The sequence below is a fragment of the Tabrizicola caldifontis genome, assembly GCF_004762095.1.
In the GTDB taxonomy this organism is placed as follows: domain Bacteria; phylum Pseudomonadota; class Alphaproteobacteria; order Rhodobacterales; family Rhodobacteraceae; genus Tabrizicola; species Tabrizicola caldifontis.
This window is the reverse complement of sequence record NZ_SIJH01000005.1, coordinates 80,954-94,748: the sequence shown is the minus strand read 5'-3', so window position 1 is coordinate 94,748 and position 13,795 is coordinate 80,954. Positions and strand designations below refer to the sequence as shown.

At 66.9% G+C, this 13,795-nt stretch carries 11 protein-coding genes and 1 pseudogene; 4 read left to right on the top strand and 8 right to left on the bottom strand.

Translation table 11 applies throughout. The features are described from left to right. Positions 1–125 precede the first annotated feature (125 nt). The gene (locus EYB42_RS05560) at positions 126–332 is read left to right on the top strand and encodes a cold-shock protein (protein ID WP_135448984.1); all 207 of its coding nucleotides are present in this window, start codon (positions 126–128) and stop codon (positions 330–332) included. 55 nt (positions 333–387) lie between these two features. Here EYB42_RS05560 and EYB42_RS05555 read toward each other — a convergent pair. Continuing rightward, positions 388–1,266, bottom strand: a pseudogene (locus tag EYB42_RS05555) (LysR family transcriptional regulator ArgP). A gap of 82 nt (positions 1,267–1,348) precedes the next feature. Here EYB42_RS05555 and EYB42_RS05550 point away from each other — a divergent pair. Both EYB42_RS05550 and EYB42_RS05545 read left to right on the top strand, forming a co-directional pair. Then, entirely contained in the window at positions 1,349–1,729 is a 381-nt protein-coding gene (locus tag EYB42_RS05550; protein WP_135448875.1) for an ACT domain-containing protein, read from the top strand. After that, entirely contained in the window at positions 1,722–2,324 is a 603-nt protein-coding gene (locus tag EYB42_RS05545; protein WP_135448874.1) for a LysE/ArgO family amino acid transporter, read from the top strand. Before EYB42_RS05550 ends, EYB42_RS05545 begins: the two co-directional genes overlap by 8 nt. A gap of 13 nt (positions 2,325–2,337) precedes the next feature. Here EYB42_RS05545 and EYB42_RS05540 read toward each other — a convergent pair whose 3' ends face one another. From EYB42_RS05540 to EYB42_RS05530, 3 genes are all read right to left on the bottom strand, one after another. Next, positions 2,338–2,655, bottom strand: coding sequence for a ribonuclease E inhibitor RraB (locus EYB42_RS05540; protein ID WP_135448873.1), 318 nt, complete (start codon positions 2,653–2,655; stop codon positions 2,338–2,340). A 390-nt stretch (positions 2,656–3,045) separates the two neighbouring features. Further along, positions 3,046–4,386: an 8-oxoguanine deaminase gene (locus tag EYB42_RS05535; protein ID WP_135448872.1), complete on the bottom strand. Its 1,341-nt coding sequence runs from the start codon at positions 4,384–4,386 to the stop codon at positions 3,046–3,048. A 130-nt stretch (positions 4,387–4,516) separates the two neighbouring features. Further along, positions 4,517–5,248, bottom strand: a complete 732-nt coding sequence (locus tag EYB42_RS05530; protein WP_135448871.1) for an SDR family oxidoreductase — start codon at positions 5,246–5,248, stop codon at positions 4,517–4,519. A 106-nt stretch (positions 5,249–5,354) separates the two neighbouring features. Here EYB42_RS05530 and EYB42_RS05525 point away from each other — a divergent pair, with 106 nt between their 5' ends. Further along, positions 5,355–6,455, top strand: coding sequence for a hypothetical protein (locus tag EYB42_RS05525; RefSeq protein ID WP_135448870.1), 1,101 nt, complete (start codon positions 5,355–5,357; stop codon positions 6,453–6,455). Positions 6,456–6,491: 36 nt separating this feature from the next. Here the strand turns inward: EYB42_RS05525 and galE are convergent, their stop codons facing one another. From galE to EYB42_RS05505, 4 genes are all read right to left on the bottom strand, one after another. Then, positions 6,492–7,478 carry a UDP-glucose 4-epimerase GalE gene (gene galE / locus EYB42_RS05520; RefSeq protein ID WP_135448869.1) on the bottom strand — a complete coding sequence of 329 codons (987 nt, stop codon included), beginning with the start codon at positions 7,476–7,478 and terminating at the stop codon, positions 6,492–6,494. A 17-nt stretch (positions 7,479–7,495) separates the two neighbouring features. Beyond that, positions 7,496–11,821: a calcium-binding protein gene (locus tag EYB42_RS05515; protein WP_135448868.1), complete on the bottom strand. Its 4,326-nt coding sequence runs from the start codon at positions 11,819–11,821 to the stop codon at positions 7,496–7,498. A gap of 181 nt (positions 11,822–12,002) precedes the next feature. Continuing rightward, positions 12,003–13,307: a UDP-glucose dehydrogenase family protein gene (locus tag EYB42_RS05510; RefSeq protein ID WP_135448867.1), complete on the bottom strand. Its 1,305-nt coding sequence runs from the start codon at positions 13,305–13,307 to the stop codon at positions 12,003–12,005. Between the two features lie 129 nt (positions 13,308–13,436). Then, entirely contained in the window at positions 13,437–13,793 is a 357-nt protein-coding gene (locus EYB42_RS05505) for a hypothetical protein (protein ID WP_135448866.1), read from the bottom strand. Positions 13,794–13,795: the final 2 nt, after the last annotated feature.

Genomic DNA, 13,795 nt, shown 5'->3' with positions numbered 1-13,795 from the left:
CATCTGCATGAGGCAGGGTTTCCTTCTTTCGTTTTCTGTCTGCTTCGGCCTTCAGCTTCGATCGACACGACACTTGGGCCGGGCCACCGCATTTCGCGGGTGGCAACATGACAGGAGAGATCACGATGGCCAATGGCACCGTGAAATGGTTCAACGCCACCAAGGGTTTCGGCTTCATCGCCCCCGCGCATGGGTCGAAGGACGTATTCGTCCACGTCACCGCGCTGGAGCGTGCGGGCATTCGCTCGCTGCCCGATGGGCAGGCCGTGACCTATGACATCGAGCGGGATCGCAACGGTCGGGAATCGGCTGTGAACCTGGCCTTGGCGTAAGCCTTATGTCCCTTCGGGGTCGGATGACGGGGGTGGCGAAAGCCGCCCCCGTTTCCTATTGCACGAGGCTTTCCCCTGCGGCGGCACGGATCGCCTGGGTCACCGGGCGCAGCGCCGGGGCGGCAAGGCGGGTGAACTGCCAGTGCAGCGCCACGTCAAGCGGCGTGCCGGGCACCAGTTCCACCAGTGCACCCGCGGCAAGATGCGGGGCTACAAGCACCTCCGGGTTCATGCCCCAGGCGAGTCCGGCAAGGCAGGCCTCGACAAAGGCCTGGGACGAGGCGATGCGATGGCTGGGAAAGGCCGGGTGGCGGGCCCCGGTCACCAGCGAGACCCAGCGTTCCTGCAGGCGGTCCTTGTCAGAGAAGGTCAGGCCGGGCGCGCGCGACAGGGTCTGCACCGTGACGCCCTCGGCAAACCAGCGTGCAGCAAACGCGGGCGTGGCGGTGGCGCGGTAGCGCAGGCAGCCCAGCGGGACCGTGTCGCAGCCCTGCAATGGCCCCGCATGGGCGGTAATGGCTGCGACCACCTAGCCGCGCCGCAGCCAATCCTGGCTGACATCCTGATCGTCGATCACCAGATCGAACAAAAGCCCCTCGGTCGCGGCCAGCGCCGGGATCACCCAGGTTGCCAGACTGTCGGCGTTCACCGCAATGCGCAGAGTGGCGGGGCCTGCGGCAAGGCCGGGCAGATCTTGCGCAAGCGTCGTCTCCAGAAGGGCGATCTCGTCATGGTGGCGGATCAGTCGCAGGCCAGGCGGCGTTGCGGTGCAGGGCTGGCCGCGGCGGATCAGCAGAGTACCTGCCCGTTCCTCCAGTGCCTTGATCCGCTGCGAAACGGCCGAGGGGGTAATATGCAGGTCAGCCGCCGCAAGCTCGAATGAGCCCCGGCGGTGGACTGCGGCCAAGGCAGCAAGCTGGGCGGGGTCTATCATTAGCCTGGCTAATCTTGACTCAGGAATATTAACTAGATTGTTGCATCATCCCGCCGTAGGTCAAGGAAAACGGAAGGGAACCATGGCCGGACGCGATCTTGCGGTGCTTTTGCGAAGCATGCAGCCGGTGCTGCACCCAGATCCATATGGCTTTGCGGTGGCGGCCACCGCACTGCCCTTCCAGCCCTTTGCCACAGTGGCAGAAGACGAAGGTTTGACGGTCGTTGCGCCCCTAGCGGCAATGCAGGCGGCAGGGCTTGGGTCGGCCCCCTGGGCACGGATCAGCCTGACTGTCGTCAGCGACCTTGCGGCCGTGGGGCTGACGGCGGCTTTTGCGAATGCCCTGGCCAGGGTCGGCATCAGCTGCAACGTGATCGCCGGGGTGCATCACGACCATCTGTTCGTCCCGTGGGAGCAGCGCACCGACGCAATGGCGGCGCTGGAGACGCTGTCACATGCTTGAAGCAGCGCTGAACGGCTATCTGTTGGCTCTGAGCCTGATCCTGGCGATCGGGGCGCAGAATGCCTTCGTGCTGCGGCAGGGTCTGCGCCGGGAACATGTGGCGCCGGTGGTTGCAGTCTGCGCGATTTCGGATGCCCTGCTGATTGCAGCCGGGGTGGCAGGGTTCGGCACGCTATCGGCACGGTTGCCCTGGTTCAGCGAGGCGATGCGCTGGCTGGGCGTGGCGTTCTTGCTGAGCTACGGCGCCCTGCGATTCCGCGCGGCCGCGAAGGGTGGCCAGGCGCTGCAGCCCAGCGATGCGGGCGCCGCGCCGCTGGCCAGTGTGCTGGCCACCAGCCTGCTGCTGACCTGGGCCAATCCGCATGTCTATCTGGATACGGTGGTGCTGATCGGCTCCATCTCGGCCCAACATGCCCCTAACCAGGCGATTTTCGGGGTGGCGGCCGCCTGCGCAAGCCTGAGTTTCTTTGCCGCGCTTGGGTTCGGCGCAAGGCTGCTGGCGCCTGTCTTTGCCCGCCCCTCGGCCTGGGTCGGGCTGGAGGTCGGCGTCGGCGTGACGATGTGGGCCATTGCGGCGGGGCTGGCCCTTGGCTGATCGCCAAGTGCGGCTATTCGGCCAGTTCCCAACCGTCGGGATAGAAGTCGTGCTTCAGCGCGATCTCGGTTGCGATCCGCTCGTATTCCCAGATCGCCTCGGGCGTCACCGGAATCGGGCCGATTGCGGCGATCAGGGTTTCCCCGTCCTTGAGCCGCCTTGTGCGGAACCCGGCCAGGCGAAGGGCGCGTTCCAGCGCGGCCCAGCTGGCATCAAGCTCCTCGATGAAGAAGGCGTATTCGACGACCGCCGTCTTGGGCAGGCTGATCCCCTTCGACTGGCGGAAGGTCTGAAACGTTTCGCGCCGCTGAGCGGCATAGTCGTGCGGCATGGGCGGCCTCCTGCAAGGCCGGTTCTATCCTAATCGATGCCCGTACAGAAGCCCCGGTGCAACGCGGCGCCCAGGTCCGGCTGCGGGCGTTCAGCGCCCGGAAGATGCCCGGCTTGAGCTTTCGCCAGACGCCGTGCCTGCCTTCCGTCATGTCCCGCAAAGCCGTTTCGCAGCCACGGATGATCGGCTCTTCGCCAAGGGGCGCGAAGCTTCGGACGCTTAGGGTGCTGAGCACGGCGAAACGGCCGGCAGGTGCCGGATCCGGGTGACCAGGCGGCCCTTGGCATCCTTGGCGGCGAATCCCAGGACGATCGGATGGATGGGCCGCCTCTGCCAGAGCGCGGGCGTCCTTCTGGCCGCCACGAAAGGAAACGGCCGGGAAACCCGATGCTAGGCGACCAGCCGCCGCGCCAGTGCGCGCTGACGTTCCACGAGGCGCGGCAGATCCAGCGTGACGATCTGGCCGTCGCGCACCACCTGTCGCCCTTCGACGATCAGGTGGCGCACCCTTGTCGGCCCGCATAGCACCAGGGCAGCCACCGGATCCCATGCCCCGGCCGTCTCCATCCCCGAAACATCCCAGATGGCAAGGTCCGCGCGTTTGCCCGGCTCGATCCGTCCCAGGTCGTCCCGCCCCAGCACCCGCGCGCCGCCCAGTGTCGCAATTTCAAGCGCCTCGCGCGCGCTCATCGCATCGGCGCCCAGCGCGACGCGTTGCAGAAGCATCGCCATCCGCGCCTCGGCGATCAGGTTGCCAGCGTCGTTCGAGGCCGATCCATCGACAGCCAGCCCCACCCCGACCCCCGCATCCCGCAGGGCGCGGACCGGGGCAATGCCGGAACCTAGTCGACAATTCGAACATGGACAGTGGGCAACACCCGTGCGGCTGCGGCTGAAAAGTTCAATTTCCGAACCAACCAGCTTGACGCAATGCGCGTGCCAGACATCCGGCCCGGTCCAGCCCAGATCCTCGGCATACTGGCCGGGGCGGCAACCGAAGCGGTCCAGAGAATAGGCGATGTCCTCGTCGTTCTCGGCCAGATGGGTGTGCAGCATCACGCCCTTGTCCCGCGCCAGCAAGGCCGCGTCGCGCATCAGCTCACGGCTGACCGAGAAGGGTGAACAGGGTGCAAGGCCGACCCGGATCATGGCGCCCGCGCGCTGATCGTGGAATGCGTCGACAACGCGGATCATGTCGTCAAGGATCGCAGCCTCATCCTCGACCAGCGCATCTGGCGGCAGGCCCCCTGCGCTTTCCCCGATCGACATCGCCCCCCGCGTCGGTTGAAAGCGCAGCCCCACCTCGCCAGCTGCCGCGATGGTATCGTCCAGCCGCGCGCCGTTGGGATAGAGATACAGATGGTCCGAGCTCAGCGTGCAGCCCGACAGCGCCAGTTCGGCCAGCCCGACCTGTGCCGAGACGAACATCTCTTCCGGTCCGAAGCGCGCCCAGATCGGGTAAAGCGTCTTCAGCCAACCGAACAGGAGCGCATCCTGCCCGCCCGGAACCGCGCGGGTCAGTGTCTGGTAAAGGTGGTGATGGGTGTTCACCAGCCCCGGCGTCACCACGCAGCCCCGCGCTTCGATCACCTCGGCCTCGGCCCGGGCCAACCCGTGGCCCACCGCAAGGATCACCCCGTCGCGCAAATAGACATCTGCGCCGGCAAGCTCCTCGCGGCGGGCATTCATCGTCACTACGGCATCGGCGTTTCGGATCAGCAGGTCGGACATCGGCGCACCCCTTCGCGCACCCTTCGGTCGTCAGCTGGCAAAGCCCAGGGACGACCGTCAGAAGGGGGAAGGACACGGGCGCCTTGTCCCCCCTATAGCCGCGCGCCTGCGGCTGGGGCAACCCCGTTGGTCAGACGTTCGACCAGCCGCCGTCGATCACATGCGCGACGCCTGTCGTGAACGACGATTCATCCGATGCCAGATAGACGACCAGCGCCGCGATTTCCTCGGCCGTGGCCAGCCGCCCTGCCGGCTGGCGCGCAAGGAAGGCCGCCCGAGCTGCCTCATAATCGCCCGAGGCCCGCATTCGTTCCCGCAGCGAGGGCGTATCGACCGTTCCGGGGCAGATCGCGTTGCAGCGGATGCCTCTGGCGACGAAATCGGCTGCGATGGCCTTGGTCAGCCCGATCACCCCGGCCTTGGTCACGCCATAGACCGCCCGGTTCGGCGCCGCGATGATCGAACCGACGACCGAAGCCATGTTGATGATGTTGCCATGGCCGCGTTCCAGCATGCCCGGCAGGACCGCCTTGCACATGCGGAACATGGAGGTCAGGTTCAGATCCAGGCTGAAGGCCCAGGTCTCTTCATCGCAGTCCAGGATCGTGCCGTTTGCCACAAATCCCGCGCAGTTGAACAGAACGTCCGGGATGCCGACCTCGGCAAAGGTCGCGGTGATGGCAACGGGGTCGCGCACGTTCAGCACCCGCGTCTCGCAAGACCCGAGGTCGGCCAGTGCCGCATCGTTCACATCGGTTGCGATGACGCGTGCCCCCTCCCGTGCCATGGCCAGAGCCGAGGCTCTCCCGATGCCTGCCCCGGCCGCCGTCACGAAGACTGTCTTGCCCTCCAGTCGTCCCATCCTGTCCTCCTGCCGTTTTGCGGGCAGACTAGCGCGGGGAAAACTGACATGCCAGTTCCCTTTGGCCCGTCGGCGCGCTAGCCTGTCCGGCAACGGAGGGTTGCCCATGATCCACGCGCTTCAGGCCAGAGGCATTCAGGTGGGTTTCGTCGCCCGGGGCGGCGTGCTGCGGCATCTCGCCGTCGAGGACGAAAGCACAACGATCGCACCCCTGCATCATGCCCCCTGGGCGCCTTGGGAGGTGCCAGCCGGTGCGCCCCCGCACCAGTCGTGGCTGGCGGGGGATTTCCTGGCCGCGCCGATGGGACCGGGGCCGGACGGGCTGCACGGGCTGCCTGCCAATGGCGACTGGCTTGTGGTGCCGGCTGGGTCCGGCACCCTGCGCGCGGTGCTGGAGGGCGCCGTCCTGGGTGCGACAGTGGTCAAGGAACTGTCGGTCAGCGACGACCACCCCTTCGTTTACCAGCGCCACCTGTTCATCGGTGGGAACGGCAGCCTTCCGGTATCAAACCATGCGATGATCGCGGTCCCGAACGGTGCCAGGCTAAGCTTCTCGCGCAAGCGCTGGTGGGAGACGCTGGCCGAACCGCTGGAGACGACCGGCGGCCGCTCGAAACTGGTCTACCCGCGCCGGGCCGAAGATGCGGCCGAGTTTCCCGCCGCAGACGGCGGAACGGTGAACCTGCACCGATACCCGTGGGGCGAAGCGCATGAGGATTTCGTGGCCGGGGTGGAAGACCCGGCCTCGCGCCTGGGTTGGACTGCCGTGGTTCGCCCGGCCGAAGGTGATCTGGTTCTGTCGCTGCGGAACCCCCGCGCCCTCCCCCTGACCATGCTGTGGCATTCGAACGGCGGGCGGGATTATGCGCCGTGGAATGGGCGGCACCGCGGCTGCCTCGGGGTAGAGGAAGGCGCTGTCCTGCATGTGCTTGGCCTGTCGTCGCGGGAAGATCCCGATCCGCTGACCGCCGCCGGCCAGCCCGCGCTGGTGACGCTGGACCCGCAGGGCACGGTCGAGGTGCGGCACATCCTGGGCGCGATCCGCTGGCCATCGGGTCAGTCGGTGGCGGGGGTGATGCTGGACGGCGACCTGCTGACCGTCACCGGCGACTGGGGCGCGGAACGCAAGGTGCCGATCCGGGGGGGATGGCTGGGGCTTGCCGCCGACCGGACGGCTGCCCCGCTGAGACCGGACTGGGATCTCTGACAGCCGGGCATCGGGAACCGCCGCGTTTTTCCGCGCCTACTCGGCAAACCCCGGCTTTTGGGCCCAGGCCCAGGCGTCGCCAATCATCTGGTGCAGTGTCGAATGCCGTGCATTCCATCCCAGTTCGGCCACCGCGCGGGTCGAGGACGACACCAGCGACGCCGCATCCCCCGGCCGCCGCTCGCCGATCAGCAGCGGCACTTCGCGGTTGGTGACCGCACGGCTGGCCTCGATCACCTCGCGCACGGAAAAGCCGCGCCCCGTTCCAAGGCAGAAGACAGCGTCACCCCGCCCGGCCAGAAGATACCGCAGACCCAGCACATGCGCTTCGGCAAGGTCGGTCACGTGCACATAGTCGCGCACGCAGGTGCCATCGGGCGTCGGATAGTCCGTGCCGTGCAGTGTCAGTGCCGGCCGCTTTCCCGCCACCGCCTCAAGCATCAGCGGAATCAGGTGGGTCTCCGGCCGGTGCTGTTCGCCGATCTCGCCTTCGGGATCCGCGCCCGCCACGTTGAAATAGCGGAAGATCACATGCCGGATCCCGAAGGCCCGACCGAAATCGCGCAGCATCCCCTCGATCGCCAACTTCGACCCGCCATAGGCATTGATCGGCATTTGCGGCGTCTCTTCGGTCAGAAGCACGCCGTCCTGATCGCCATAGGTCGCGCAGGTCGATGAAAAGACGAAGTGGCGCACGCCAGCGACCGCACAGGCCTCCAGCAGGTTCAGCGCGCCGCCCACATTCACACGCCAGTAGCGTGCCGGATCCTGCATCGACTCGCCCACAAGCGAAAGGGCTGCAAAATGCATTACCGCGACCGGGCGATGCTCGGCCAGCGCCGCGTCGATCGCCGCACGCTCCATCACGTCGCCGCAGACCAGCGGCCCCCATCTTACAGCCTCGGCCCAGCCGGTGGACAGATTGTCGAACGCAACGGGCGTGAAACCGGCGCGCGCCAGCGCCTTGCAGGCATGGGCCCCGATATAGCCCGCACCGCCCGTAACCAGCACCTTTTCGGTCATTGCCCCGGCCTTCGCGGTTACAGGAACAGGATGTCATCCGTCAGGAGTGATGCGTCGAAAACTCCCCGGATGTCCAGAGCGGACCCATGGCCCAAGTCAAAGACCAGGCCGTTCGATGTCACCATTGCTCCGGCGATGATCGCGTCGATCGCAGGGGGATCTCCATCCCACAAGCCAGCATCCAGCACGATCCTGTCCTGCCCGTCGGTGAAATCCATGATCACGTCCTGGCCGCCGGAGAATACGAAATGATCCACTCCCGCACCCCCGGTCAGCGTGTCGTTGCCACTGCCGCCGAAAAGCCAGTCATTGCCCGCGTCGCCGTTCAGAACGTCGTCGCCGTCACCGCCGACCAGCGTATCATTCCCGACCCCGCCGAAAAGGCTGTCGGCGCCGGCAGCGCTGTCCAGAAGATCGTTCCCGTTGCCTCCGTACAGCCGATCACCACCGCCATCGCCGTAAAGCAGGTCATGGCCATCCCCCCCGATCAGCGTGTCGTCGCCGTTGCCGCCGAAAAGCGTGTCGTTGCCGGCACGGCCGTCCAGAAGGTCGGCCCCCGCACCGCCGTAAAGCCGGTTCGCCGCCCCATCGCCCCGCAGCGTGTCGGCATGGGACGAACCCTCAAGCCCCTCGATCCCCACCAATACGTCGCCCTTCGCCTCGCCCGTGTTCGCCGAGGGCGTCGCCATGTCGACCAGAACACCAGAACCCGCATCCCCCCACGAGGCGATGTCGGACCCCGCGCCACCGTCCAGCCGATCCGCCCCGGCCCCGCCGAAAAGAACGTCGTCCCCCTCGCCGCCGTAAAGCACGTCGTTCCCGCCACCCCCGATCAGATGGTCCGAACCGCCCTCGCCGCGCAGCGTGTTCGCCCCCGCGTTCCCGGCGATCCGGTCGGCGAACCGTGTCCCGGTCACCGCCTCGATCCCGACCAGCACATGGCCCGCCGCCGCCCCCGCATTGCGCCTCGGATCGCCAAGGTCGATCTCTGCACCCGAATTCGCGCCGGCATAGCTGGCCAGGTCGATGCCCGCCCCACCCTCCAGCCATTGGGCGCCTGCCCCGGCCAACAGCGTGTCGTTGCCGTCGCCGCCAAAAAGGCGGTCGGCACCATCGCCCGCGTGAAGCAGATCGTTGCCCGCCCCGCCATACAGGCCGTCCGCGTCCGCCCCGCCGTAAAGCACATCGTTGCCCGCGCCGCCGTCCAGCACGTCCGACCCCGCCCCGCCATACAGCGTGTCGGCGCCATCCCCGCCCTCCAGCCGGTCGTCCCCGGCGCCGCCGTCCAGCCAGTCGTTGCCCGCCCCGCCGTACAGCGTGTCATCGCCTCCCCGCCCCTCGAGCCGGTCATTGCCCGCGCCCCCGATCAGCCCGTTCGCGCCGCCGTCGCCCAGAAGCGTGTCCGCCCCCGTGCCCCCGATCACGTTCTCGACCGAGATCAGCACCTTCGCCGCAGCTGCCCCCGTGTTCCGTGACGCATCCTCCAGATCGACCCGCAGGGCTGCGGTCGTGCCGGCCCAGCTTGCCCAGTCCGACCCCGCGCCGCCGTCCAGCACGTCAGACCCGGCCCCCCCGATCAGCGTGTCGTCGCCGTTGCCGCCGAAAAGCGTGTCGTTGCCGGCACGGCCGTCCAGAAGGTCGGCCCCCGCACCGCCGTAAAGCCGGTTCGCCGCCCCATCGCCCCGCAGCGTGTCGGCATGGGACGAACCCTCAAGCCCCTCGATCCCCACCAATACGTCGCCCTTCGCCTCGCCCGTGTTCGCCGAGGGCGTCGCCATGTCGACCAGAACACCAGAACCCGCATCCCCCCACGAGGCGATGTCGGACCCCGCGCCACCGTCCAGCCGATCCGCCCCGGCCCCGCCGAAAAGAACGTCGTCCCCCTCGCCGCCGTAAAGCACGTCGTTCCCGCCACCCCCGATCAGATGGTCCGAACCGGACCGGCCCTCGATTCGGTCATCGCCGTCAAGGCCAAGGAGGAAGTCACTCTCGTCACTGCCGAAGATCGTGTCAGCAAGGTTGGTGAACTCGAACGCCTCGATGGAAATGAAGACATCACCCTGCGCATTTCCGGTGGCCTGGCCTGCGTCCTTCAGATCAAAGCGCATGCCCGCTGCACTGTCGGCATAACTTGCCGTGTCGAAACCGCTGCCGCCATCCAGCCGGTCGGCCCCCGCACCACCCATAAGCGTGTCGTCACCATTGCCGCCGAAAAGGGTGTCGTTGCCCGCACGCCCGACAATCAGGTCGTTGCCGTCATTCCCCCAGATCCCGTTGGCCTGGGCATCGCCCCGCAGCGTATCGCCGTGGCGCGAGCCTTCAAGATCCTCCATCCCGACATAGCGGTCACCCGTGGCATCGCCCGTGTTGGCCTCGGGCGCTGCCATGTCGGCGACCAGTCCGCTGCCGGAGTCACGGTAGCTGATGCGATCACGTCCAGCGCCTCCGTCCAGCAGGTCCGCGCCAGGGCCGCCATAAAGCGTGTCGTTCCCGGCCCCGCCCCGGAGCGTGTCGTTCCCGGCCCCACCGGACAACCGGTCATCCCCCTCGGCCCCGTCCAGCAGATTGTCGGCTGCATTTCCCGTCAACGTGTCGCCGTAGCGCGAGCCGATAAGGCCTTCGATGCCGTGATAGATCTGCCCGGCGGCAAGGCCCCTGTTCTGGCCGGGGGCCTGAAGGTTGACCACCTGCCCTTCGCTCGCCTGCGACAGATCGATCATGTCCAGTCCGGCGCCGCCGTAGATCGTGTCGGCCCCCGGGGTGACGATGAACCGGTCGTCGCCATCGGTGCCGGACAGCAGGTCGCTTTGAACGGTGCCGGTGATCACTCCCTTGGGCGGAGCAGAGGACGGTGCGTGCCAGAGGCCGACGAAATCCGTCAGCCGGAACTGGCCTGGCGGGATCGGCTGACCGTTGGCCGAGCGGATTTCCAGCACCTCGTCGCCATGGATGACCAGAGCGCCCGTCGCGGTCGGGGTGATGGTCAGTGCGGCCAGCGAATGGATGCGCCCCCAGGCCGACAGGTCGATCCGGTCCATTCCGGGCTGGAAATCGGCGATGAGGTCCGGTGTGCCATCACGCGCCAGAACGAAAATGTCGGCCCCGGCACCGCCGTAAAGCGTATCGGATCCGCCTCCGTCCGACAGGATGTCGGCCCCGGCACCGCCGGACAGCAGATCGTCGCCGTCGCCGCCGAGCAGCATGTCACCTGCTGCCGAACCGGTCAGCGTGGCGGCCTCGGGCCCGGCCAACTGGATCGGGGCGAGCAGGCCGGGATCAAGTGTCAGGCGGGTGATGCCCGCCCCTTCGCCGGCGATGAACAGGTCGATCCTGCCGTCCACCACCCGGGCCGTCATCGCGGTGATGTTCTGCAAGGCAAGCCCGGGCACCTGCAACTGCTGGCCCACCATGACCAGCTGGCCATCGGGCAACATGGTCATCACGGTGATCCCACCATCACTGCCGCCGGCGAAAATGAACACGCGCCCATCGACGGTCAAGGTCGCGATGGACTGGACGGCGGCAAAGCGGGTGTCCAGCGTGTCGATCACATGATCGGCCACCCGCATTTCGCCGCCGGGTGCGATCTCGATGACGCTGATCGAGGAAGTTCCGGTCGAGGCGACGACCAGATAGGTGACCCCGGCCATCTCGATCACCCTGACCGCCGCAGGATCGGCGATGCCCAGACCCTGCGGCACGCCCAGCACCCTGGCTTGTCCAAGGGCGCCGTTTGCACCCAGGGGAAAGGTGCGGATGACATCGGCCTGAAGCGAAAGGCTGACCAGATGCATCTGCCCGCCCACGGTGACCACGGTCAAGCCTGAAATGTCGATGCCCGACTGCGTTCCCCCCAGCACACGGCTGCCGATCAGGGTCATGCTGCCATCCGGCGCGACGGAATAGGCGTGGATCGTGCTTTCGCCGCTGCGCGCGGCATAGAAGAAGGTATTGCCTGCGACCTGCACCACTGCCTGCGCGGACAGCGCGCCGCCCAGGCTGCCCGGAAGTTGCAATTGAGCGCCCAGCGCCCCTGTGCCGGTCAGGCCATGGGCCAGCACTCCTCCCGAATTCGTTCCGGTGACAACAAGATGCGGGGTTCCACCGACCATGAGCAGCTCCAGCCGGGCGGGTGCCGGAAGGGTACTGCCAGGCGCGATCTGCCGCTGGTCGACCAGGGTCATGGCCTGACCGATCTCCAACACCATCAGCCCACCGCCCGAGCGGGTTGCAGAGCACAGCAGAACCCTGCCGTCCCGCACCAGCAGTTCCATGTCGCTGATCCCCGAGACCAGATTCAGCGGTGCTGCAGTGAAAGTCTCGGCCACCTGAAACGCATACATCCCAGCCTCCGGCCCCGCGCACACCCGTTCGCACGGGACAAGGGATTGCCGGTCAATGGCTCACGCGCATGGTTCCATCCCGGCGCAATCCGGGCAATTCGACAGGGTTTTTCGCAAATACTACCAGTCCAGAGGCGACAGCCTGCTGCAGGTGCCGTCGGGGGCGGCGTGAAGGCCTGACCTAGCGGCCAACGCCGACATAGGCGGCAAAACCTGCCGCGCGCACTTCTGCCGGGTCGTAGACATTGCGCAGATCCGCCATCCGCGGCATCGTCATCTTGCGCGCAAGCCTTGCCAGATCGAGACCGCGGAATTCGTTCCATTCGGTCAGCAGCACCACCAGATCGGCACCGGTTGCTGCCTGGTAGGGATTGTCGACCCACTTCACACCGGGCAGCAACGCCTCTCCCTCGTGCTGGCCTTGGGGGTCGCAGACGCGCACCTTGGCCCCCGCCCCGACCAGCGCCGGAACGATGGTCAGCGACGGCGCATCGCGCATGTCGTCGGTGTTGGGCTTGAAGGTCACGCCAAGCACGGCAATCGTCCGGTCGCGCAAGGTTCCGTCGCAAAGATCGACGATCTTGTCGATCATACGCCGCTTCACCTCGTCATTGACCTTGATCACCGTCTCGACGATCTGCAACGGTACGGCAAAGTCCTGCCCCGTGCGGGCCAACGCCTTGGTATCCTTCGGAAAACAGCTGCCACCGTAGCCCGGCCCTGCGTGCAGGAACTTGTCGCCGATGCGACCGTCCATTCCCATGCCGCGCGCAACCGCCTTGACATCGGCGCCCACGCGCTCGCACAGGGCGGCGATCTCGTTGATGAAGGTGATCTTGGTGGCCAGGAAGGCATTGGCCGCATACTTGATCATCTCGGCGCTTTCGAGGTCGGTATAGACCACCGGGAAATCCCGCAGCGACAGCGGCCGGTAAAGTTCGGCCATGACCTTGCGCGCCTTCTCTGTCTCCACACCGATCACCACGCGGTCGGGGCGCATGAAGTCATCGATGGCGGCCCCCTCGCGCAGGAATTCCGGGTTCGAGGCAACGTCGAAATCTGCTCTCGGGTTGGCCTCGCGCACCACCTCGGCCACCTTGCGGTTGGTGCCGACCGGCACGGTGGACTTGGTCACCACCACCGCATAACCGGTCAGAGCCCGGCCGATTTCCGCCGCCGCCGCCATCACATAGCTGAGATCCGCATGGCCGTCGCCGCGCCGTGTGGGCGTGCCGACCGCGATGAAGACAGCCTCGGCCCCATCCACTGCAGCCGCCAGATCGGTCGTGAATGACAGCCGCCCCGCAGCGACGTTCTTGGCCAGCAGCGCATCTAGCCCGGGTTCGTAGATCGGCACCTCTCCCGCATGCAGCCGCGCGATCTTGCCCGCATCCTTGTCGACGCAGACCACTTCATGACCGAAGTCGGAAAAGCAGGCGCCAGACACAAGACCGACGTAACCCGTTCCGATCATTGCAATCCGCATCGGCTCTCTCTCCAGGTGACATGCATTCTGTCTATGCACGGCGACCCGACGTGTCAAATCCGGGAACGGGTCTGGCAGGTTCCTGGCTGGCCCGGGGATCCTGCCATGTCCCGGTTCACCGGCAGCCGCTCAAGGCTTCGGGAAACGCGCCTTCACAGCGGCCACTGCGGCAAGCCAGTCCTCGCGCCGGCATTCGTCGCGCTGCCATTTGAAGAACAACGGGTCCGCTTCTTCGCTGAGGGCCTCGCGCAGTGCCGCTTCGCGCTCAGCTTCCGCCACCTCTGCGGCAGCCTTCGCGCGGGCAAGCACCTCTTCTGCCGTGGGCTCGGCGATGGAAGGCGCGCTCCGCCTGACCCAGGTGCCATCGGGTGCCCGGCGATGCTCGGCCAGAAACGCCAGATCCCTGTCCATCGGTTCCGACCCTTCGCGCGGCTGGCTTCCGATCCAGCCGGGAATGCCATCTTCGGTAAAGACGACGTGCAGCATGT

What these genes read in the sequence shown, in the direction of transcription:
- EYB42_RS05510 (WP_135448867.1), bottom strand. Translation starts at nt 13,307, where the DNA reads ATGCGGATTGCAATGATCGGAACGGGTTACGTCGGTCTTGTGTCTGGC.
- EYB42_RS05515 (WP_135448868.1), bottom strand. Translation starts at nt 11,821, where the DNA reads ATGTATGCGTTTCAGGTGGCCGAGACTTTCACTGCAGCACCGCTGAAT.
- EYB42_RS05530 (WP_135448871.1), bottom strand. Translation starts at nt 5,248, where the DNA reads ATGGGACGACTGGAGGGCAAGACAGTCTTCGTGACGGCGGCCGGGGCA.
- EYB42_RS05505 (WP_135448866.1), bottom strand. Translation starts at nt 13,793, where the DNA reads ATGCTGCACGTCGTCTTTACCGAAGATGGCATTCCCGGCTGGATCGGA.
- EYB42_RS05535 (WP_135448872.1), bottom strand. Translation starts at nt 4,386, where the DNA reads ATGTCCGACCTGCTGATCCGAAACGCCGATGCCGTAGTGACGATGAAT.
- EYB42_RS05540 (WP_135448873.1), bottom strand. Translation starts at nt 2,655, where the DNA reads ATGCCGCACGACTATGCCGCTCAGCGGCGCGAAACGTTTCAGACCTTC.
- galE (WP_135448869.1), bottom strand. Translation starts at nt 7,478, where the DNA reads ATGACCGAAAAGGTGCTGGTTACGGGCGGTGCGGGCTATATCGGGGCC.
- EYB42_RS05550 (WP_135448875.1), top strand. Translation starts at nt 1,349, where the DNA reads ATGGCCGGACGCGATCTTGCGGTGCTTTTGCGAAGCATGCAGCCGGTG.
- EYB42_RS05560 (WP_135448984.1), top strand. Translation starts at nt 126, where the DNA reads ATGGCCAATGGCACCGTGAAATGGTTCAACGCCACCAAGGGTTTCGGC.
- EYB42_RS05525 (WP_135448870.1), top strand. Translation starts at nt 5,355, where the DNA reads ATGATCCACGCGCTTCAGGCCAGAGGCATTCAGGTGGGTTTCGTCGCC.
- EYB42_RS05545 (WP_135448874.1), top strand. Translation starts at nt 1,722, where the DNA reads ATGCTTGAAGCAGCGCTGAACGGCTATCTGTTGGCTCTGAGCCTGATC.